14 protein-coding genes are annotated in these 21,362 nt (G+C 73.3%); 7 read left to right on the top strand and 7 right to left on the bottom strand.

The genetic code is table 11. The features are described from left to right. Positions 1 to 82: 82 nt before the first annotated feature. From ACFWP2_RS15735 to ACFWP2_RS15725, 3 genes are all read right to left on the bottom strand, one after another. On the bottom strand, positions 83 to 1,348 hold the full coding sequence (locus ACFWP2_RS15735; protein WP_380451314.1) for a cytochrome P450: 1,266 nt from the start codon (positions 1,346 to 1,348) through the stop codon (positions 83 to 85). Next, positions 1,338 to 2,396 (bottom strand): cytochrome P450, encoded by a 1,059-nt coding sequence (locus ACFWP2_RS15730; RefSeq protein WP_380451312.1) that lies wholly within the window; start codon positions 2,394 to 2,396, stop codon positions 1,338 to 1,340. Before ACFWP2_RS15730 ends, ACFWP2_RS15735 begins: the two co-directional genes overlap by 11 nt. A 132-nt stretch (positions 2,397 to 2,528) precedes the next feature. Continuing rightward, positions 2,529 to 2,609 (bottom strand): tryptorubin family RiPP precursor, encoded by an 81-nt coding sequence (locus tag ACFWP2_RS15725; RefSeq protein WP_224285092.1) that lies wholly within the window; start codon positions 2,607 to 2,609, stop codon positions 2,529 to 2,531. A gap of 302 nt (positions 2,610 to 2,911) precedes the next feature. On the opposite strand from ACFWP2_RS15725, the gene ACFWP2_RS15720 reads away from it, so the two are divergent. Then, positions 2,912 to 3,466, top strand: coding sequence for a hypothetical protein (locus ACFWP2_RS15720; protein WP_380451310.1), 555 nt, complete (start codon positions 2,912 to 2,914; stop codon positions 3,464 to 3,466). Positions 3,467 to 3,590: 124 nt separating this feature from the next. Here the strand turns inward: ACFWP2_RS15720 and ACFWP2_RS15715 are convergent, their stop codons facing one another. Genes ACFWP2_RS15715 through ACFWP2_RS15705 form a run of 3 tightly spaced genes read right to left on the bottom strand, consistent with a single transcriptional unit; the run spans position 3,591 to position 7,450 of the window. Next, entirely contained in the window at positions 3,591 to 4,103 is a 513-nt protein-coding gene (locus tag ACFWP2_RS15715; RefSeq protein ID WP_380451307.1) for a flavin reductase family protein, read from the bottom strand. Positions 4,104 to 4,138: 35 nt separating this feature from the next. Then, positions 4,139 to 6,274 (bottom strand): tetratricopeptide repeat protein, encoded by a 2,136-nt coding sequence (locus tag ACFWP2_RS15710; RefSeq protein WP_380451305.1) that lies wholly within the window; start codon positions 6,272 to 6,274, stop codon positions 4,139 to 4,141. Positions 6,275 to 6,304: 30 nt separating this feature from the next. Next, positions 6,305 to 7,450 carry a hypothetical protein gene (locus ACFWP2_RS15705; protein WP_380451303.1) on the bottom strand — a complete coding sequence of 382 codons (1,146 nt, stop codon included), beginning with the start codon at positions 7,448 to 7,450 and terminating at the stop codon, positions 6,305 to 6,307. 389 nt (positions 7,451 to 7,839) lie between these two features. On the opposite strand from ACFWP2_RS15705, the gene ACFWP2_RS15700 reads away from it, so the two are divergent. The 6 genes from ACFWP2_RS15700 (at position 7,840) to ACFWP2_RS15675 (ending at position 17,338) form a co-directional block, all read left to right on the top strand. Next, a complete protein-coding gene (locus ACFWP2_RS15700) occupies positions 7,840 to 8,406 on the top strand; it encodes a flavoprotein (RefSeq protein WP_380451301.1) in 567 nt (188 codons plus the stop codon). A gap of 55 nt (positions 8,407 to 8,461) precedes the next feature. After that, positions 8,462 to 11,410 carry an ATP-binding protein gene (locus ACFWP2_RS15695; protein WP_380451299.1) on the top strand — a complete coding sequence of 983 codons (2,949 nt, stop codon included), beginning with the start codon at positions 8,462 to 8,464 and terminating at the stop codon, positions 11,408 to 11,410. A 74-nt stretch (positions 11,411 to 11,484) separates the two neighbouring features. After that, complete coding sequence (locus ACFWP2_RS15690) at positions 11,485 to 14,421, top strand: type 2 lanthipeptide synthetase LanM family protein (protein WP_380451297.1); 2,937 nt, start codon at positions 11,485 to 11,487, stop codon at positions 14,419 to 14,421. Continuing rightward, a complete protein-coding gene (locus ACFWP2_RS15685) occupies positions 14,348 to 14,548 on the top strand; it encodes a hypothetical protein (RefSeq protein ID WP_380451295.1) in 201 nt (66 codons plus the stop codon). Before ACFWP2_RS15690 ends, ACFWP2_RS15685 begins: the two co-directional genes overlap by 74 nt. A gap of 427 nt (positions 14,549 to 14,975) precedes the next feature. Continuing rightward, complete coding sequence (locus ACFWP2_RS15680; protein ID WP_380451293.1) at positions 14,976 to 15,986, top strand: hypothetical protein; 1,011 nt, start codon at positions 14,976 to 14,978, stop codon at positions 15,984 to 15,986. Then, complete coding sequence (locus tag ACFWP2_RS15675) at positions 15,986 to 17,338, top strand: cytochrome P450 (protein WP_380451291.1); 1,353 nt, start codon at positions 15,986 to 15,988, stop codon at positions 17,336 to 17,338. Before ACFWP2_RS15680 ends, ACFWP2_RS15675 begins: the two co-directional genes overlap by 1 nt. Before the next feature lie 368 nt (positions 17,339 to 17,706). Here ACFWP2_RS15675 and ACFWP2_RS15670 read toward each other — a convergent pair whose 3' ends face one another. Continuing rightward, on the bottom strand, positions 17,707 to 21,351 hold the full coding sequence (locus tag ACFWP2_RS15670; RefSeq protein ID WP_380451289.1) for a DUF4132 domain-containing protein: 3,645 nt from the start codon (positions 21,349 to 21,351) through the stop codon (positions 17,707 to 17,709). Positions 21,352 to 21,362: the final 11 nt, after the last annotated feature.

Genomic DNA, 21,362 nt, shown 5'->3' with positions numbered 1-21,362 from the left:
CCGGCGCTCCGGACGGGAGTCGGCGCGCTCGACGCGGGTGGCGAGGGCGGGGGTGGCCGGCAGCGGTACCCGCCCGCCGTCGTCAGCGCAGCAGCACCCGCAGGCTGAGCAGTCCCCGGTGCCTCGGGTTCTCCTGCCACTGCGCGGCCGCGGCCGGTTCGGCCAGGCGCAGGGCCGGGAAACGGCGCAGGAGTTCGCTGAACGCGACCTCGGCCTGGAGCCGGCCCAGCTGTGCGCCGAGGCAGTGGTGGATGCCGTGGCCGAACGCGAGGTGTCGGGTGGCGTCCGGTCGGGTGATGTCGAAGCGGTCGGGGTCGGCGAAGACGGCCGGGTCGCGGTTGGCGGCGAGCAGCGCGATCTGGACGAACTCGCCGGCCGGGATCGTGGTGCCCGCGATGGTCACCGGCTCGGTCGTGCGGCGTAGCGAGGCGACGCTGAACGGGCTCTCGTAGCGCAGGACTTCCTCGATCGCGCCGGGAAGCAGCTCCGGATTCGCGCGCAGCGCCGCGAGTTGCCCGGTGTGGCCGAGCAGCGCGTGGATGCCGTTCGCGATCAGGTTGACGGTGGTCTGGTGGCCGGCGATCGCGAGCAGGAACGCCATCGAGGTGATCTCGGCCTCGGTCAGCCGGTCGCCGTCCGCCTGGGCGGCGAGCAGTTCGGAGATCAGGTCGTCGCCCGGGTGGGTGCGCTTGTGGTCGACGAGGGCGCGCAGGTAGTCCGCCATGCCTTCGGCGGTCTCCACCGAGACCTCGCCGTCCGCCCCGCCGTCGTCCTCCGGGCCGGTGTCGACCGCGTTGCCCCGGACTCGGAGGTTCTCCCGTTCGGCCTGCGGCGCGCCGAACAGCTCGAAGACCACCGCGAGTGGCAGCGGCAGGGCGAACTCGCTGATCAGCTCGGCCGAGTCGCGCCCGTCCAGCTGGTCCAGCAGTGCGCCGACGTGGCGCTCGACCATCGGTCGCAGGGTCGCCACCTTCCGCCCGGTGTAGGCCTGTTGGACCAGCTTGCGAAGTCGGGTGTGCTCCGGGGGGTCGGAGTTGAGCATATGTGTCATCAGGTCGCGGCCCGGGCCGTCCTCGGAGTTCCCGACGTGTCGGGCGAACGCCTCGGTGACGGCCTTCTTGCTCAGCCGGGGGTCGGCGAGGGCGGTCCGGCACTCGGCGTGGCCCGTGACGACCCAGCCTTCGAGTCCGGCCGCGCCGCCGAACCGGACCTTGCGGGCGCCGCCCTCGGTGCGCCAGCGGCGGTACGCGGCGTGGGGGTCGGCGTAGAACCGACTGCCGGCGAACTCCGGGTCGGTAGCGTCCTGTTGGGCATGACCGCGTTCGGTGTGCAGGTGGTCAGTGTGCATCGCGTGCCTTGAGGACGCGGACCTCGCTGACGCCGAGCAGGCCGAGCAGTGGCACCTTGGCGGTCCGCTGCTCGGGGTCGACGACCAGGCCGGCTTCCCGGATCCGGTCCAGCAGCAGTTCGGCGAGCGGCATCACCATGTGCCGGCCCCAGCAGCGTTCGGAGGAGTGCCCGAACGGCAGGTAGCCGGGAGTGCTGTCCGGGTCGAGGTGGTCCCAGCGCTCCGGGCGGAACTCGTCCGGGTCCTCCCACAGCGCCGGGTCGCGGTGTGAGAGCAGCGGCAGGACGAGGATGTCGTCGCCCGCGCCGATCCGCGGATCGAGCGCGGGGTACTCGGGCGATGCGCGGCGCAGGATGTTCCACGACGGCGGCAGCAGGCGCAGTGACTCGAGGATGATGTTCCGGTTCGGCGTGCTGTCGTCGAACGGCGAGCCGAGCCAGAGCGCGTTCGCGACCAGGGTGGAGATGGTGAAGCAGACGGGTGCGGCGGCTCGGCGGTACATGCCCATCGCGTACCGTCGGTCCTGGTAGTTGGCCGCCTTCGCGGTGAGCTTGCCGAGTTCGGTGAGGTCGTCGCCGGGCTTGGGCCTACCGGGCAGCGCGGCGCCGGCCGAGATCACCAACCAGGTGAGCAGCGGCGTCAGTTCGAGATTGCGGCTCATCAGGATCCGCAGCCGGCGCGGGTCCCGACCGAGGATGAGGTCGCGCAGGAAGAGGTGTCCGGTGAGCGGCCACGGGCCGGACAGGTCGATGTTCTGCGGCAGCGGGGCCTTCAGCGCCTCGCGCACGTCGCTGCCGATCGTCCGCGTCACCGAGGACGCCTCGGTGCGGGCGATCGAACGTCCGTGCAGCGGTTTGAACGTGGGCCGTTCGATCTCGGTGGCGCGCCGGGCGGCGAGGATCCGGTCGGTGAGCTCGGGCCCGGCGACCCCGATCGTGTCGGGTTCGAGCCGGACGGCGTCCTTGCCTAGATGGTCCCTGAGCAGGGCCTCGAGTCGGGGGGAGAGCACGGTGTTTCGCGAACGGGCGGAGGCGGGGGAGAGTGCCATGTGATGTCTCCGAGACTTTGCCGGGGCCGGTCTCCGCCCCCGCCCCGGGCCGGATCTCTCGGCGGAGGCCGCGAGGGGGCAGGGGCGGGGGCGGATCAGCTGTTCAGGTACCGGGGGTACCGGGCAGCCGGTTTAGTACCAGATGTACCAAGCGCTGGCCTTCAGGCTCTTCTTGGCGAAGGACGCGTCACGGATGGCGAACAGGATCTTCATGATGGGGTCTCCCTATCGTTGCCGGGTGGCTGAGTGAACGTAAGGCCGCTCTGCAGTGGCCCTACAGACGTCTCCACGCAGCCGGGTCGCTGTCAGGTTCACCTCTGGGGGAATGCGCTTGCCGGGGGGCTGGGGGATCGGGCGGTTTGCTGGCGTATTCTCTGATTCGTCTCCCGCGGCGGCTGGTGTGTCTCTCGCGCGCCCCCTTGAGTCGCGGGTCGCACGGGCTGTCGCGAAACCTTGACACTGCGTCACGGGCCGAGAACCCTGGTTCCGTACTCCAGGGACGTGAGGGACACGGCATGCCATGGTTTGACGAGAGCGGGCGCCACCAGGGTTTCCCGGCGGCGGTGTTGGCGGACGGCAGCGAGCCGGCGCCGTTGCCGGACGGGCGCACCACCTGGTGGCTCTACAACGGTGCGGACGGCCCTCGGGCCGCCGCGGTGCGCAGTGGTTGCAGCTGCGGCTGGCGGGGTGAGCGGGTGCACCTGCTGGACTTCGGCGACGACGAGGCCACCGAGGCGGTGGGCGAGGCCACCGGGCCGTTCGCGGACTGGGAGTGGCACGTCGACCTGGCCGAGGGCGTGGTGCCGCGCGAGGTCGAGGAGCTGGTCGCGGCGCTGGTGGACCGGATCTGCGACCTGATGGCGAGCCGCCCGTACGCCGCCGCCCGTGCGGCCGCCCGGTTCGAGCGCGCCGCCGGTTCGACCGCGCTGCTGGCCGGCCGCAAGGCCCGCAGCAACCTGATGACCTGGGAGTACATCGGCCGCGCCTTCGGCTGCGGGCCGGTGGAGGCGCTGGAGCGGTTCGGCGAGACGCTGCACGACGCCGACGGGGGCGATGAGGACGTGCTCTGAGGTGCCGGTACCCCCTGGTGGGGTCAGTGCGTCCGGTGCATCCCTGACTGGTCGCCAGTCGGCTGGGGAGGACGAATTCAGGGGACGTGGGGAGCGGCGCGGGGGACAGCCCGCCCGCGCCGGATCACGTACGTGTCGATCCCACGGCCAGACACTGGTAGTGGCTTCCGAAGTGCACCAGGGGGTCGGGGGCGCCGTTCTGGTCGCACCACATGGGCTGCCCCAGCACGAGCAGGTGGTCGGCGGCGGCGACGGTGTGCTCGACCCGGCACACCAGGGCCGCCATCGCCTCGTCGATCACCGGGACGTCCCGGACCAGCCGGTGGCCGATGCCGGTGAACCGCTGTTCGGCCGGTGCGGTGGCGAACCGGTCGGCCAGGTCCTGGTGATGGCGGCCGAGCAGATTGATGCCGAAGGCACCCTGGCTGGTGATCGCGGCCAGGGTGCGGCTGCTCCGGTACAGCGACACCAGCACGAGCGGCGGGCTGAGCGAGACCGAGGTGAAGGAGCTCGCCGTGCAACCGGTCGGCCGGCCCTGGGCCGTGGCGGTGACCAGGGCGACCCCCGTGGCCCAGCGGCGCATGACGCTCCGCAGGGCCGGTCCGGTGACGGCCGGGGTCTCCGGCCGGGGCGTCATCGGACCGGCCACGGTGCCGGGATCCGGCCCGGCCGTCACGACACCCTCACCGGATCCGCGACCGCGTTCGGCGAGCTCGCAGCCGACTCGGCCGCCGCCAGGTCGGCCTGATGGGCCGTCGGATCCCCCAGTGCGAGGTGGCATTCGGCGCGCTGTCGCAGCAGGTCGGCTCGGTCGGCGCCGGGCAGCATCAGTGCGGCGGTGTAGTCGCGGCGGGCCGACTCCCAGTCACCGGCGCTCTGGTGGACGTAACCACGGTTGTAGAGCAGGTCCGGATTGTCGGCCTCGATCGCCAGCGCCCGGGTGAGATCCGCGACGGCGGTGCGGTGGTCGCCCGTCTCCAGGACCAGGGCCGCGCGGTTGGCCAGCGCGCTCACCAGGTCCGGCTCGGCGTTCAGCGCCAGGTCGAAGTCGCGCAGCGCCGCCTGGTCGGCGCCCGCGTCCAGCGCCAGCAGCCCCCGGGCGCACAGCAGGCGGGCGTCGCCCGGATGGTGGCGCAGCCCCTCCTCGACCTGGGCCAGCGAGCCCGCCGCATCGCCCTGCTCCCGCAGCAGGCTGGCGAGGTTGATCCGGGCGTCCAGCTCCTCGGGTTCCAGTTCGAGCACGTACCCCAGGTCCGCGATCGCGCCCGCCAGGTCGCCCAGTTCCAGGCGCAGGTCGGCCCGGTTGTAGTGCATCTCCCAGAACGGCGCGGCGAAGGTGATCGACTCGCTGTAGTCGGCCAGCGCGCCGGGCAGGTCGCCCATCCGGCGCCGCAGGTCGGCCCGGTCGAAGTAGTAGTCCGGGTAGTTGGGATCCAGCTCGATGACGGTGTCGATGTCGGCCAGCGCCTCCTCCAGCCGGCCGAGCACGGTGTACACCCGGCCCCGGTTGTGCACCAGCACGGAGCGGTGCAGGCGGTGCTTCTCGGCGGGGAGTTCGCGGTCGATGTCGGCCAGACCGGTGCTGACCAGGCGCAGCGCCTCGGTCGGGTTGCCCAGCTGGAGCTCCACCAGGGCCAGGCCGTTGCGGTTGAAGACCGACTGGAAGACGCGCTGGTCGTGGTCCGGCAGCAGGGAGGCCATCGCGAGCACGTTGTTCAGGTGGGCCTTGGCCAGCTGGTGGTCCTTGTGCTCGGCCGGGTAGTAGCGCGTGTAGAGCATGGCGAGGGCGTAGCCGGAGAAGATGTGCAGCATCGGCTGGTCGAACATGGCGCGCAGCTCGATGTAGCGCCGTTCGGCCTCCTCCGGCCGGCCGAGGATCGACAGTGCGGTGGTGACCTTGGTGCCCAGCATCCAGTACTTCCGGGGCTCCTCGGCCGGGTCCATCAGGGCCGTGCCACGTCCGGCCACGTCGAGCAGCGAGTGGTAGAAGCCCATCGAGACCAGGTACTCGGCGGCTTCGAGGAACGCGTCGGCGGCCGCTTCCCGGTCGCTGCCGTGCTCCAGGTGATAGGGGATCGCCCCGAGACACAGGCTCCAGTCCCCGCTGCGGCGCAGCTCGGCCGCCCGCTGGTCGTGCAGTCGGGCCCGCTCGGCGGCGTCGACATGGCGGTAGGCGGCCTGTTCGGCGGGGTCGGGGGAGGTGCCGTCGGACTCGACGTAGGCCAGGGCCAGTTTGTGATGATCCGTCAGGTTTTCGTGCTCGTCGGGACGTTGGGCGATGGTGTGGGTGGCATGGGCGGCGAGAGCCGTGGTGAGTTCGGGGATCAGGTCGGCGCCGCCGGTGTGCACGGTGACCGTCACCAGGTCCGGCAGGGCCCGGCGCAGCAGGATGGCGAGGAACTCCTGGTCGGTGTGATCGGCCTCGTCGACCCGGTCGAAGCGCAGGGCCAGCGCGTGGCCGCGCTCGCGGGCGTGGCCGTGCAGGAACTCGATGATGCCGTGGGCGAGACGGCGGGTGCGCTTCGCCGGGTAGAGGCGGGTGCGCTCGTTGGGCACGGCCAGCGAGGTGAGGGTCTGCGGTCCGGCGCCGATCAGGTCCTTGAGTTCCGGAGCGGCGGACAGGATCTCGACGGCGTGGCGCGCCACGAGCTCCGGGCGGGCCCGGTGCGCATCCGGCACCAGGGCGCGCAGCAGGGTGCCCAGACCGGTGTACGGTCCGCGCAGCCGCCGGTGGCAGTCGGCTCGGGCGTCGTACCGGTCGTCGTGCGCGGTGCCTTCGGGCTGGACGCGCCAGGTGTGGGAGGTCACGGGTTTTCCTTTCGTGAGTGCGCGGGCCGGTCACGCGGCGGCGCGGCGTTGCCGGCGGCCGACCAGCAGGGGCAGCACGACGACCTGGACGACGATGACGAGCAGGGCGACGGCGGCATCCCAGAGCCGGCCGTCGCCCAGCGAGCGGTGCGCGATGCCGTCGGCGAGTCGCTGGGCGAACGTCACGGCCGGCAGGACGACGGTGAACACGGCGGCGACCAGCAGGACGGCGGTGCCGATCGCGGTCAGCAGGGCGTACCAGGGGGCCAGCGCCCGCTCCCGCGCCGTCCAGCGGTCCTCCGCCCAGCCGCCCCGCCCCAGACGGTGGCGCAGATAGGCCGAACCCACCTCGTGCAGGTCGGCGCAGCCCAGGGCCGTGGCGAGGACGTAGTAGAGGTCGGTGCGCAGGAAGATCAGGAACTGCCAGGCCAGCCGGGGCAGGATCACGTACGCCACGGCGAGGGCGAACCGCCCGGCCCAGGACGGTCCGGTCGCGAGGTCGGCCGCCGCCGCGAGGGTGAGCGCGCCGAAGAGCACGACCTCGCCGAGCATCCCGGCCAGGAAGGGCAGGTAGCGCTGCGCGGGCCGCACACCGAACAGCGCGTCGAGCCGGGTCTCGAAGACCACGAAGTAGAGCCGCCGCCCGATGCCCAGGCCGGTGGGCAGGCCGAGCCTGCGGCCGGCCAGGACGTGCCAGCCCTCGTGCCAGAGCATGAGCGGCATCTGCAGCACGGCGAGGGTCACCTCCACCGCGACCAGGGACGGGACGAAGAACAGGTTCCGGGTGTGCGGCTGCAGTCGGGGCTCGTAGATCATCGCCGCGATCGCCAGTGCGGTGATCAGCGCGTAGCAGCTCCAGGCGAGCGGCGAGAACATGGCACGTCCCCAGGCCTGGAGGCGTACGGGCACGGGCTCGGCGGCGGCGCCGGGCTCGCGGACGAAGCCGAGATCGCGCATGGTCTCGACGAAGTCGGCCAGGTCGACGGGCTCTCCGTAGGTCGCGTCGTACCAGGCGGCGGCCTCGGCGAGCGGCATGCCGTCGGCCAGGCGTCGCAGCAGCGCCGCGCCGTCCTCCGGGAGCAGCGCGAAGGACCCGGTGTCGGGCCGGCCCACCAGCGTGCCGTCGCGTTCGGTGACGAAGGTGAGCGGATGGAACGCGAGGTCGGCGGTCGCCATGATCTCTCCCTCGGAGGGGTGCGGGCCTCTCGGACGGGGGCGGCCCGCTCGGGCGGGTGCGGCGGGACGAACCCGGGCCTGCGTGCTGTGCTGCACGCAGGCCCGGGGGTGTCACCGGGTCAGCAGACCGTGAGGATGTAGGACGCCGGCGAGGTGAGCTTGATGGAACCGGTCTTGCGCACAGTGATCTTCTTCATGGTTCGACTCCCTTGATGAAGAGGCGGGTTGGCGCCGCCCGCCCTGGTGGCGGATCGGCGAGTCAGACGATGGCACGGCGCCCGGTGGGCGGACATGGGTAGTCCGTCCCCGTCTTCCTGCCGGGAGCCGGGACGGAAAACGGGGGCCCGACCCCCATACCTGGGCGGCCGGGCTCGGACACCATCCATGCCATGCGAAATGACGCCCTCTCCGTGATCGCCTGTGGCTCGATCGTGGCCAAGGACCTGCCGAACTACCTCGTCTTCCTCCGCCAGGAGATCGACCTGCCGTTGCGGGTCCTGCTGACCGCGAGCGCCGCGCGCTTCGTCCAGCCCCAGGTACTGGCCTGGCACGCGGACGAGGTGTACGTCGCCGACGACCCGACCCTCAACCCCACCGAGTTCGCGCACCGCTCGCTCGGCCTGGTGGTGCTGCCCGCCACCGCCAACACCCTGGCCGCGGCGGCACTCGGGCTGGCCGCCACGCCGGCCCAGACGGTACTGCTGGCCCACGAGCGGCCCGCACTGTTCTTCCCGAACATGAACGGCTCGATGTGGCGCAAGCCCGCGACCCGACGTCACGTCAGTACGCTGCGCGCCGACGGCCACATCGTGGTCGAGCCGACCGAGCGCGAGATGTTCCTGCTGTGGCAGAAGGAGAACGGCGTCGGGCCTGCCATGCCGGGGCCGGACGAGGCCGCCGAGACGGTCGTGACGTGGCTGGAGGAGGCCCTCAACGGCGACGACGAGTCGGCATAGGGTCCCCCTTGATCGGATCACCAGACCGGAGGGGAGCACGATGACGGAACCGCGCGTGGACAGATCCAGTGGACTCGTCGGACGCGAGGACGAACTCGCCCTGCTGGACCGCGCACTGCAGGACGCGCGGATGTCGCGGGGCGGCACGGTGTGCGTGACCGGAGAGCCGGGGATCGGGAAGACCAGGCTGGCCTGCGAGGCGATCACGCTGGCCCGGGAGGCCGGGATGACCGTTCTCAAGGGCCGCTGCATCGCCACCGGCCCGGCCGTGCCGTACCGGTCGCTCACCGAGGCACTGCTGTCACTCGCCCGGGCCGGTGGCGCGCCGCCCACCGACGCGCTCGGACCGTACCTGCCCGTGCTCGGCCGTCTGGTACCCGAGTGGGCGATCGGGGACGCCTGTGACCGGTCGCCGATCGTGCTGGCCGAGGCCGTGGTCCGGCTGGCCGCCGCCTGCGGACGGGAGCGCGGCTGCCTGCTCGTCATCGACGACCTGCACGACGCGGACCTCGAGACGCTGGCGGTCCTGGAGTACCTGGCGGCCAACCTGGCCCTGCTGCCGGTCGCCGTCGTCGCGACCCTGCGGGACACGCCGGGCGCCGCCCACTCGCTCGCGGACACGCTGGCCCAGCGCGGGGAAGCCGGCCTGTTGAGACTCGGCCGGCTCGGTGCCGCGCAGGTGCACGCGCTGACCGCGAGCTGTCTCGGCTGCCCGCCGGACGAACTGCCTGTGGCGGTGTCCGACCGGGTGCTCGCCGACAGCAGCGGAATCCCGTTCACCGCCGTCGAGTTGATCCGCGGCATGCGCGTCGAGGGCCGACTCGTCCGCACCGAGGACCGCTGGCGGCTGCACGGCACCAGCCGTGCGGCCATCCCGTTCACCCTGGTCCGGGCGGTCGAGCAGCGGGCGGAGCGGCTCGGAGCGCAGACGCTCCGGCTGCTGTCGGCCGCCGCGGTGCTGGGCCGCAGCTTCCCGCTGTCGGTGGTGCGGCGCTGCGCCGCGCCGGACGACCGCGAGGCCGCCGGCTCGCTGCGCTCCGCCGTCGTCGACGGCCTGCTGGTGCCGGACGACGAGCGTGGGCCCGACTGGTACGCCTTCGAACATCCGTTGACCCAGGAGGCGTTGCTCGACCGGCTCACGCCGGCCGACCGGGCCGAGCTCGCCGCCCGGGCCGTGGCGGCCATGAACGAGCTCGACCCGAGCCTTCCCGGCACGTGGTGCCTGCTGGCCGCGCGGCTGCACGGGCAGGCGGGGGACCGCCGGACCGCCGCCGTCCGCTACCTGGAGGTGGCCCGCCGTGCCCTGGCCGGCCACGGGCCCGGAACGGCGATCGCGGTGCTGCACGAAGCCCGGTCGGCGCTGGGGTCCGTCGACGGATCGGGCCTCCACCTGCCTGACGACGCCGTACCGGCGGGCGTGCGACGGGAGTTGCTGGAGACCCTGCTGCTCGCCCTGGCGGACGACGGCCGGCTCGAGCGGGCCACCGAGGTGGCGCAGCAACTGCGCCGGGCCGATGTCGAGGCCGATCCGGGACGCCGGGTCGAGCTGCACGTGCGGCTGGCCTGGGCGGCGCAGGTGGCCGGGCGGTGGGACGTGGGACTGGAACAGGTCCGCGCGGCCCGGGAGCTGCTTCCCGAGGGGGCGGGTGCGCGGGACACCGCGGGCATCGACGTGGTCGAGGCCTACCTGACGGTGTCGACGGCGGAGCAGGGGCGGATCGGCCGCAGCGAGCACCTGGCCCGCCGGGCGATCGAGGGCGCGGAACAGCGCGGTGACCACGCACTGGCCTGCCAGGCCTGGTACGCGATGGGTTTCGCGACCCGTGGGCGCTCCCTGGCCGAATCCGACCGGTGCTTCCGCCGCACGCTGCGGATGGCCGCCGAGAGCCGCCAGGTGAGCTGGCACAACCACGGGCTGATCGGCCTGGGCAGCAACGCCTGGCTCGCCGAGGCCGACCTGGACGGGCTGCACCACGCCCACCAGGAGGCGATGCGAACCGGTTGCGTGAGCCTGGCGCACAACGTCGGGGCGATGCTGGCGCTCGACGCGGTGCTGCGAGCCGACTTCGACCGGGCCGCGGCCCTGCTGGACGGCTCCAGGGCCGAGACGGAGCGACTGCAGTTGCACTCGGTGACCCGGTACGCCCTGATGGTGGGCGCGGTGGCCGCCGCCCACCGGGCCCGCAGGCCCCAACTGCGGGCGGCGCTCGCCCGGTTCCGGACCAGCGGTGGGAACGAGTCGCGGGAGGCACCGCTCGTGCTCGGCCTGGCCGAGCTGTTCTGCGCGCTGCTGGAGGAGGACCACGAGCAGGCGGCGGAGCTGGCCGCGCGGCTGACCGCCGCCGTCCCGCCGGACGAGGAGAACTACTTCCACCTCGCCGGCAGCCACGGGCTGGTCCTGCTGCTGTCCGTGCTGGCCGGGCGGGCCGACTGGGCAGAGGTCGAACGGATCACCGAGAGCCAGGCGGGCCGGATGCGGTGGAACCGGCAGTTCGTCGGCCTGGCCCGGGCGGTCCTGTACGGTCGGGAAGGTCGCCCGGCCGAGGCGGTGGCGGCGTGCCGCGCTGCGCAGGCCGACGCGATGGTCTTCCCGACGGCGCGTCACCTCGGCCTGCGTCTGGTCGCCGACGCCGCGGTCACCGACGGATGGGGGGCGGTCCGCGACTGGTTGACCGAGGCCGAGACGTACTTCCACCACTCGGGTGCCGACGCCGTCGCCGCCGCGTGCCGCTCCCGGCTGCGTTCGCTGGGCGCTCCGGTCGGGCAGCGCCGCACCGGCACGGACCGGATTCCGGCCGAACTCGTCGCGCTCGGCGTCACCCTGCGCGAGTACGACGTCTTCTGCCTGCTGGTCGAACGCGTCGGCAACAAGACCGTGGCCGCCCGCCTGCAGATCTCTCCCCGGACGGTCGAGAAACACATCGCCAGTCTGATCGGCAAGACCAACTCCGCCACCCGCGCCCAGCTGTGCGATTTCGTGGCGGACTTCCTCGCCGCACGCTAGGGCGCGTCCGGGCCTGCCGGGAATCTGATGCACCCCCCTGTCACAAGTGGTTGATGGTGTGCCAGAGTCGTGGAGTGACAGTGCAGGCGACCCAGTCGGTTCCGCTGCCCGCGGCGTCCGGCGCCTGGTGGCTGCCCGCACTGTCGCCGGCCGAGCGCGACGCCCTGCCGCCCGGACGAACGCCACGCTGGGCCGAGTCGGTGGAACATGCGCTGCGCCTCGCCGAGTCGGCGCCCGGCGGGCGGATCCGCTCGATCCCCGGGACCGGCCCCGAGGGCCGACTGCTGCATCCGCTGCGGCCGTTCCTGCTGACCGCCTCCCGCCACTTCGCGGCGGCGAACCCCGCCGCGGCAGATCGGCGAGTGGTGTGGGCCGGTGCACGGCACCACCTGGCCGGCGGCTTGGTGCGGCTGGCCGGACGCACACTGGTACAGGAGTTGGGACACGCGCGCCGGGCCGGAACCCTGACCGGGCAGGACGGGCGGGAGCGGTTCGACGCGTTCCTGCGCCAGGTCGCCGCCGGGCCGGCCCTGGGTGCGGTGCTGCACCGTCATCCCGTGCTGGCCCGGCTGCTGGCCGAACGGTGCATGCACACCGTGGCCGCGGCCACCGAACTGCTGAAGCGGCTCCACGCGGACCGGGAGCAGCTCACCGCCGCCCTGCTCGACGGCGAGCCCGGTCGATTGACCCGGGTCCGCTTCGGACTGGGGGACCCGCACGCGGCGGGCCGGTCCGTCGCCGTGCTGGAGTTCGACGGCGGGCAGCACCTGGTGTACAAGCCGCGCCCGCTCGGTCTGCACGCCCGGTGGAACGAACTGCTCGCCTGGTTCGACGGACGCCAGCCCCGACTGGCGGCGCGAGCGGTCCGGTTGCTGCCGCGGGCGGGGTACGGCTGGGCCGAGTATGTCCCGCCGCGCCCGTGCCGGTCCCGAGCCGAAGTCGGGCGGTTCTACGAGCGGCTCGGCGCCCAACTCGCGCTGCTGCACGTGGTGAACGCGGTCGACATCCATGCCGAGAACCTCATCGCCGCGCGCGACCAGCCGGTCGTGGTCGACGTGGAGACGCTGTTCCACCCGTGCTGGGTGCCCGTCACCGACGGCGGCACCGATCCGGCCGCCCGGGCGCTCGCCGCGTCCGTGCAGCGGACCATGGTGCTGCCGAACCCGTGGTTCGGCGGCGGCGGTTCACTCGACCTCTCGGCACTCGGTGGCCAGGCCGACCAGTGGACGCCGGACCCGATGCCCGGGTGGGCGGACGCGGGCACCGACCTGATGCGGCTGGTTCGCCGCCCGGCGCGCTGGCCGGGTGCCGACAACCGCCCGATGCTGGCCGGGAGACCCGCCGATCCGGCCGACCACCTCGACCGGCTGCTGTGCGGATTCCGCGCCGGCTACCGGGCGATCGCCGCACATTCCCATGAACTGCTGGGTGAGCAGGGGCTGTTGTCCCGCTTCGCGGGTGAGACGATGCGCCTGGTCGCACGGCCCAGTCAGAGCTATGCGACGCTGCTCGCCGAGGCGACCGAGCCGGAGCTGCTGCGCGACCGCTCCGGTCGGGAGCGGGCCTTCGCCGCACTGCACGACGAGACCGGCTACCCGCACCTGCACGTGCTGGCACCCCACGAGCTCACCGACCTGCTCGCCGGCGACGTCCCGTACTTCACCGTGACCCCCGCCGCCCGCACCCCGCGGACCTGGGACGGTCGTGAACTCCCGTTCCTGCTCGACGAATCCGGGATTGCGGCCGCCGCCAGGACGATCCGGGGCATGTCGGAGGGCGACCTCGACCGGCAGGCATGGCTGATCCGCGCCTCCCTGGTCGCCGGACGACGGTCTCCGGGCCGCCGTGCTCCGGGGCGCCCCGCCGGCGAATCCGAGGACACCTACGACGGTGACCTCGCTGCCCGGGCGCTGGAGCTCGCACGGGGGATCGGGGAGGACCTGCTCGCCCGGGCTTGTCGGGGCGAGAGTCGGGTGAACTGGCTCGGACTGCAGGAGTCCGGGCCAGGACAGTGGGCGGTGCTGCCGATGGGCATGGCGCTCGGCGACGGCTACACCGGCCCGGCACTGTTCCTCGCCGAGCTGGGCCGGCTCACCGGGGCGGTCCGCTACCAGGAGGCCGCCGACCAGGCCGTCCGAGCCCTCCCCCGGCTCCTGAGACTCCTGGCGGAGTACCCCGAACTCGCGCGTGCCGTGGGGCCGGGCGGTTTCTCCGGGCTCGGCGGCATCAGCTACGCCACCGCCCGGCTCGCCACCCTGCTGGACTCCCCGGAGCTGAGCGCCGCCCTGCCCGCCGGCCTCGCCGCACTTCACACGGCCGCCGTCGATCCGGCAGCCCCCATGGACATCGCCGACGGCCTGGCCGGTGCCCTGCTCGCGGCCGAGGCCGTGCACGCTCAGACGCGGCTGCCGGAAGCCGCCGAACTCGCCCACACCGTCAGGACCTTGGCAGGCCCTCGGCCCCGTCCTGAACGGCCCGGATTCCTTCACGGCCACGAGGGCGTCGCGTGGGCCCTGCGGGAGCGAGCGGCGGTGGACCTGGCGGACTCCGACGGCCCCGGCCGGTGCCCGGACCGGGCCGGCCCGGTGCTGCGCGCCCGCGAGGAGGACCGGCACCTGGCCCTGCTCGCCGACCGCGTGCCGATGCCGGACCACTCGCTCCGCCACGGCGAACTCGGTCCGCTGGAACCACTGGTGGAGCTGACGCCGACCGATGCCGGCCGGCGCCGTACGGCCGCTCGACTGGTGCGGTCCGTCGCACAGCAAGGCGCCCGTTGCGGAACCCCCGGTGAGGTGCCCACACCCGGCCTGCTGACCGGACTGGCCGGCATCGGCTACGGCCTGCTGCGGCTGGGCTTCGGCCCCAGGATCCCCTCGGTGCTGCTGTTGCGACCAGCAGCAGCACCGGGGCCCGTCGAACGAGAAGAAGGGCATCACCATGACGGACAGCGGACTGCTCGACAGAGTGGACAACGAGCTGCAGGAGACCGACGAGCGCCGCACGGCGGCTGACCACGCGGCCCGCCAGGCCCGGCTGCGGGTGGCGATCCTCGCCGGCCTGACCCTCGGCTCGGCCGGCGTGGTCGTCCTGGGCCAGGGGGAGCCGAACACCACCACCGTCTCGAGTTACACCATCTGAGACGGCGTCATCGCCCGAGGCGGGGGGGTGGGGCCGCCCTCGGTCGGCCCCACCCCCAAGCAACCGGTCTGACGTTGCGTCGGACCGGTCGTACTGCAACGGTGCTTGGACCGGAAGTGGAACCCTACGGGCGAGAGCCGCGGTGGCCGACCGCTGCGATCCCACCGGCCGTCCCCGTCCCACCGGCCGTCCCCGTCCCACCGCGACTCCCACGTGCTGACCCGTTGCGCAGCGTGCTCGGGCTGCCGGGCAGGGCGCGACGACCGGTGGTGCGCCGAGAGACAACCGCGGATGCGCGCTCAGTCCATCGCCATGCCCCGCACCGGACTAGTTTCGGCCTCGCCGCGCAGGCCGGGCGCCCCGCACGCGATCGTCGCCGGGGCACGGAAGCCGGCGGCCACCCACCCAGACGAAGGCCGGCGAAGCGATGAGCGATCTCCGCGGCGAACAACCGCGCAGCACCGCAGACGACTTGTGGTGCCCTTTCCCGTCCCTGACCAACCGACACGCCGACCAGGCGGACCGGCAGAGCCTTGCATGGCTGGCACGGCACCGGCTGCTGGACGGGCAGCCGCACCGGGCGATGCGGATCGGGCGTCAGCGCAGCGGCCACCTGGCCGCACGGACCAATCCCGAGGTGCCCGCCGACATGCTGCGCCTGCTGTCGGACTGGTACGTGTGGCTCTTCTCCTTCGACGACGGCTACTGCGAGGACCGCGAACGCGGCGCCCGTCCTGCGCCGCTGGCACGGACGACCGCGCTGCTGGCCCGGGTGCTCGACGCGGACTTGGCCGACGCGGACTTAACCGAGGCCGACCTGGACGGACCGGCCCACACCTTCGCCGCGGCCCTGCGGGACATACGGGACCGGGTCGCCGCACAGGCGTCGCCGTCACAGCTGTTCCGCTGGGAGTGCTCAGTCCGCGACTACCTCCACGCCCAGGTATGGGAGGCCGCGAACCGGGAGGCCGGACTGGTGCCGGGACCGGCCGAGTACGTGGCGATGCGTCGGCACGCGGGAGCGACGTACACCTGTCTCACCCTGGTCGACGTCGCGGCGGGCTACGAAGTGCCTTCGGCCGAGGCGGACAGCCCCGCGCTGCGTCGACTCAGGGACATCACCGCGAACCTGGTGAGCTGGGACAACGACCTCTACTCCCATGCCAAGGAGACGGCCGGCGGCCAGGGCCGCCACAACCTGGTCGAGGTTCTCGCCCGCCACCACCGCTGTTCGTCGGCCGAGGCCCGGGAGTCCGCCGTCGCCATGCGCGACGCCGAGATGGCCGCGTTCGTCGAGCTGAGCCGGACCGTCCGCACCACCGGGAGTCCTGCGACAGCGGCGTACGCGCGCAGCCTCGGTCTGTGGCTGCGGGGCCACATCGACTGGTCCCGCAACAGCTCGCGGTTCGACGCACCAGCGCCCGTGGCGAGGCATTGATGTCCGAGGAAGACGCCGCGCCGACCGGAGTGCCGTGCGCTCCGGGCCGACTGCCTTTGCTCGGGCACCTGGTCCCGCTGCTCACCCGCCCCCTGCCCTTCCTCCAGTCACTGGCCGACCACGGCCCCGTGGTGCGGATCCATCTGTGGCGCAAGCCGGTTCACGTGCTCACCGACCCCGAACTGGTCCACCGGCTGCTCGTCAAAGACGCCGCGAAGACCGAGAAGGGCTTCGTCTTCGACAAGGCCCGTGGACTGCTGGGCAACGGACTGTTCACCTCCGAGGGCGCGTTCCACCTCCGCCAGCGGCGGCTGGTCCAGCCGGCCTTCCATCGCGACAGCATCCGCCGGTACGCCACGCTGGCCGCACGGGCGGCAGCGGCGGCCGTGTCGCGCTGGGAGCCCGGACGGGCCGCGCCGATCGAGCCGCGGATGCACGAACTCGCCCGGGACATCGTGGTCGAGGCGCTGTTCGCCACCCACCTGAGCCGCGACCAGAAGAACATGATCGACCGGGCCGTGCCCGTGGTCCTCACCGGATTCGTCCGACGTGCGCTCTACCCCTCGCCGCTGCTGGAGAAGCTGCCCGTGCCTGCCAACCGGCGCTTCGATGCGGCGGTCCAGGGCCTGCGCACCGTCGTGGACGAGATCGTCGCCCAGGCCGCCGGCCGGCAGCAGGGCCCGGACGGCACGCTGCTCTCCCTGCTGCTGGCCACCCGCGACGAAGAGACCGGCCTCGCCATGTCACCGGCCCAGGTCCGGGACGAGGCGGTCTCGCTGCTCCTGGCCGGCACCGAGACGACCGCCACCACGCTCGCCTGGCTGTTCCACGAACTCGCCCGGCACCAGGACCTGCAGAACGAGCTGAGCGAGGAGGTGCGTGCCATCGCCGCCGACGGCGCCGTGTCCATGGGTGACCTGCCGCGCCTGGAACGCACGGGGCACGCGATCAGCGAGACCCTCCGGCTCCACACCCCCAACTGGATCCTGATGCGCCGGGCAGTGGCGCCGCTCCACTACGGCGGCGTCCTCCTGCCCCCGGGAGCGGAGATCCTGTTCAGCCCGACCGCACTGCACCGCTCCCCGCAGCTCCACACCGACCCGTTGCGATTCGATCCCGACCGCTGGCGCCGTCCCGGGGATCGTGCCCCGGCCAGGCTGTTCTTCCCCTTCGGCGCCGGCCACCACAAGTGCGTCGGCGAGTCCTTCGCGTGGACCGAGATGCTCGTCATCACCGCAGCCGTCCTCGCCCGCCTACGGCTCAGGCCTGCCACGGCCACCCCGGTCAGGGAGAACGCCACCGCCGCCACCGTCCGCCCGCGCGGCCCGCTGCTCATCGCCGAACCGCGATGAGCAGCCAGGCCTGCCGAAGCCGGCGCTGCGCCGCACGCCGACCACCCACCGCGCCCGCGCCGAACCGCCTCAGCTCGTGCGCGCGCCCGACCAGCGCGTCGCCCATCCGTTCCCCGCGAAGCCGCCGTCGGGACTCTGCCGTGGAGGGCTGTCAGAAGTCGTGGTCGTACGCCACGGTGACGGGGGCGTGGTCGGACCAGCGCAGACTCAGCTCCCAGCCCGGCGGGCGGTGGTCGCGGTCCTCGGCGCGCAGTGCGGCCAGCTCCTCGGCGTACCGGACCTCGGTGGGCGGCCGCCGGCGATCCTCCTCGGGGTGGTCGTGGTCACGGCGGCCAATCCCAGGTGGTCGTCGGAGGGGTGGCGAGGGGTCACAGCGTGGTCAGCTCGGTGAGGTCGGCGATCACCTCGGAGGCGATCACCGGGTCGAGCTCGGCGAAGGTCGGGAAGGTGCGGTTGTGGGTCCAGTAGTCTCCCGGGCGCCTGTCGAGCCACACCGTCTCCACCTGCTGCTCGGGATACGAGTCGAACATGCCGACGGCGATGCCCTCCTCCGGGGCGAGCACCACGTAGCGGTCGGGCCCGACCCGGCGGGACAGCCACTGCTCGACGCCGTTGTCCTGGGGCTCGCCGCGCTGCCAGCCGCGCCGTTCCATGCCGACCAGCCGGGCGGTGGGCAGCACCGGACCGTTCTCGAAGCGGGTGAGGCGGTGGCCGGCCCGCTCCTCGTCGGTCAGGGCGTACACCGGGCGGCCGAGCTGACGGAACGGCTGCAGGATCTCGTAGTCGGCGAACAGCTCCGACCAGGCGGCGAGGCCGTAGCCGAGCAGCAGCGGGTGCGCCAGCCGGACGGAAGCCGTGGCCGGCAGGGCGAACGCCTCGTCCCGGACGTCCGCCAGGGTGCGGTCCTCGGCGACGCGGAACGCCGTCACCGTGCCGTCCGCCTCGGCCAGCCACACCAGGCGGCGCACCAGGTGCCACAGCAGCGGATGCCCGACGAACAGCTGATCGAACTCCTCCGCCGTCCACGACCGCCGGGTGACCATCGCGTCCTCCAGACGGTGGATCTGGTCCCCCGCCACCGTGCGGACGTCCTTCTTCAGCGCGGCGAAGCGCTTGCGCTCGGCAGGCGCCAGCTCGGCGTCGTCCTTCGCCCCGGGAACCGGCAGGTCCTTGCGGCGGGCGCCGTCCGCGTCGAGGACGTACGGCCTGAGCTGCTCGTCGAAGCCCACGGTGAACGTCCGGGTGCCGTAGTCGACGACGGTGGTGCGGTCGGCGTCCAGCCCGAAGTCCGGGACCAGGCGGTCGGACAGCTGCTCCCCGGACAGGCCGAGACCGGCCGCCACCTCGGAGATCTTCTCCTGGGCCCGGGTCTTGAGCGCCTTGAACTTCACCCGCTGCGCGATGCCGTGCAGGTGCAGCAGGGCGACGTCGCTGCCGATCGTGGCCAGCACCTCCAGGCCGTCCACCGCGCGGTGGTGCGCCCCCTCGCCGGGCCACGCCCGGAGCACCGGCGTCAGCCGGCGGACCGTCTCGTCGTCACCGAACCGGCCGAGCACGTGCAGCGCCCACCCGTCCTGGGCGGGCATGCCGGCCATCCGCCACTGCTCGAACACCGCCCAGCAGAACTCCGTCAACGACCGCGGCTCGCACACCTCCGCCACCTGGTCGAGGCCCGGGTAGAACGCCCCGGGCTTCGACAGCGCGAGCATGGTGAGCACGTGCCGCACCGCGTCGGCGGGCAGCGCGCCCCCGCCGCCGCGCACCAGCAGCTGCGGCAGCATCACCGCTTCCGTCCAGTCGCAGGGCGGGGGCAGCTTCGCCGGCAGCGCGGTCACCAGTGGGTCGGCCGACAGCAGCGCGCCCACCGCCTCCGCCGCCTCCGGCCCGTACTCGCCGGCCACCGCGCTCACCGCCGCCGCGCCGTGCGCCTCGGCGATCAGCCGCAGGGCGTGCTCGGCGCCCCGCCGGGCCGGCCCGGCCTTCCCGACCGCGGCCGGAACCAGCAGCCGGGCCGCGTCCACGCCGTGCCGGGCGAACCAGGAACGCGCTGTGCTCCCGGCCGATTTGAGGCGCACCAGCCAGTCCGCCATGGTCTCGGCGACCCGGGCGTCCAGGTACGGCAGCAGCAGGGACGCGTGCGTGGCAGGGTTCCCCACCGCGGCGGCCCGGATCGGTTCGACGGCGTCCGGCCCGAAGCGGGCGGCGACCCGGCGCAGGGAGTCCCCGGAGTGCCAGATACGCTCACCGGCGCGCCACTGCGCGAGCAGGGGCCTGGCCAACTCCTCGTCGCCGTAAGCGAACAGCGCGAGCTCGGCGTGCTGTCCGCCGCGCAGCCGCGCGTCCTTGGGTTGCCCGATCCTGGCCCGGATCGTGGCCGCGACCCGCTGCCAGTCGTCGTCCGACCAGCTCGTGTACCAGGACTCGGAGGTCGCCGCCCACGCCTCGCGCTCACCCGGCAGCCACCGCATCTGCGGTTCCCGAGGCGCGCTGAGGCCGGTCAGCACGCGGGGCTTGCCGGCGGCGCGTGGCCGCGTCCACGGCGGGCTGGTGAACAGCTCCGGCAGCGAGTCGGGGCCGACCTCCGGCACCCGCTCGCCGAGATCGGTGAGCGGCTCGACCAGGGCCGCCTGCTCCGGCGACAGCTCCGGCAGCAGCTCGAGCGCGGTCGCGCGGTGGACGGCGACGTGGCCGGTGAGGAGCTGACGGGCGAGCCGCTGCGCGGCCGGAGCGGCGGACGCCACCGCGGCCTCGGCGAGCAGGCGCAGGGCACGCCGGGGGAAGCGGCGCAGACCGGCCATGAGGGCGGCGCGGGTGGACTTGATGCCGTCCTGCTGGGCCAGTAGACCCAGGAAGCCCTCGTCGGAGGGGAGCTCGGCGAGCGCGTCCAGGATCCGCTTCTTGCCGTCCTTGTTGTGGTAGCTGGTGGTCAGGTCGTGCAGCATCACCGGTGCTGCGTCGCCGCCGAGGCCCTCCGCCACGGTCGCGATGATCTCGGTGGACCAACCGGCATAGCCCAGACTCGGCAGCGGGGGGAGCTTCTCCAACGGTTCCGCCGAGGAGAGCGAGCACAGCAACATCGACCACTCGACGGCGGCCAGACGGGAGCCCGACGCGAGGCACTCCTCGACCCAGGCGGTCTCGGACGGCACCAGGTACGCCGCCACCACCAGGCGGGACAGGTCGGTCCGGCAGCCCGCCAGGGCCTCGACCGCCGCGCGGTGGGTCTCCTCGTCGCACGCCGCCAGCAGCGACCGGACCCGGTCCGCGGCGGGACGGTACCCGCCGTGCCTCTGGTTGGCCCCGCGCCGGACGCGGGGGTGGACGGACCTCTGGTGGATCCAGTCGGTTTCGACAGCCGTCGTGAACAGCTCGACGGTGGCCCTGGCCGCGAACGGCAGGCCGAACTCCGCCACCCAGGCGTCCACGGCCACGCGGACCCCGTTGTTGCTGGGATACGAGAACACGGCGGCGAGCACCGCCGCACCGAGCGGGTCCCGGCTGCCGGACTGGTGGGCGCGGGCGGCCGCGACCAGCTCCGGGTCACTGCGCTCCGAGGTGAGCGTCTGCTCCAGCCAGTCCCCCATCTGCCGCAGCCCGTCGCGGTAGGAGGTCACCGGGCCCTTCCCCGGTGCGGACGGCTTCCGGGGAACGCCGCCCCGGCGCGGGATCAGCGCCCGGCGCCAGGCGTCCGGCATGACGAAGACGTCCTCGTCCTCGGGACCGGCGGCCTCGGCCGTGGGCGCGGACACGCCGGGCTGCGCCACGGGCACCGGATCCGCCGCCGCACCCGGCTCCGTACCCGCCCCCGCACCGATCTCGCGGTAGCCCTTGCGCTCCTTCTCGGCGACCACCTTGGCGAAGTGCGCCTGCGCCTCCTCCACGGTCGGGAACGCCTTGACCTGCTCCCGCCCGTTCGTACCGGACCGCCCGTACCGCACGGTCACCGCGACACCGTCGACCGCGGCCTCCCAGAACTTGTCCGAGCCGCCCTCGACGAACTCCCAGCGCCGCACAGCCCCGCCCC

The organism is Kitasatospora sp. NPDC058444 (assembly GCF_042721415.1).
Classification (GTDB): Bacteria; Actinomycetota; Actinomycetes; order Streptomycetales; family Streptomycetaceae; genus Kitasatospora.
The sequence above is the reverse complement of the archived record's forward strand: the minus strand, read 5'-3'. Positions and strand labels throughout refer to the sequence as shown.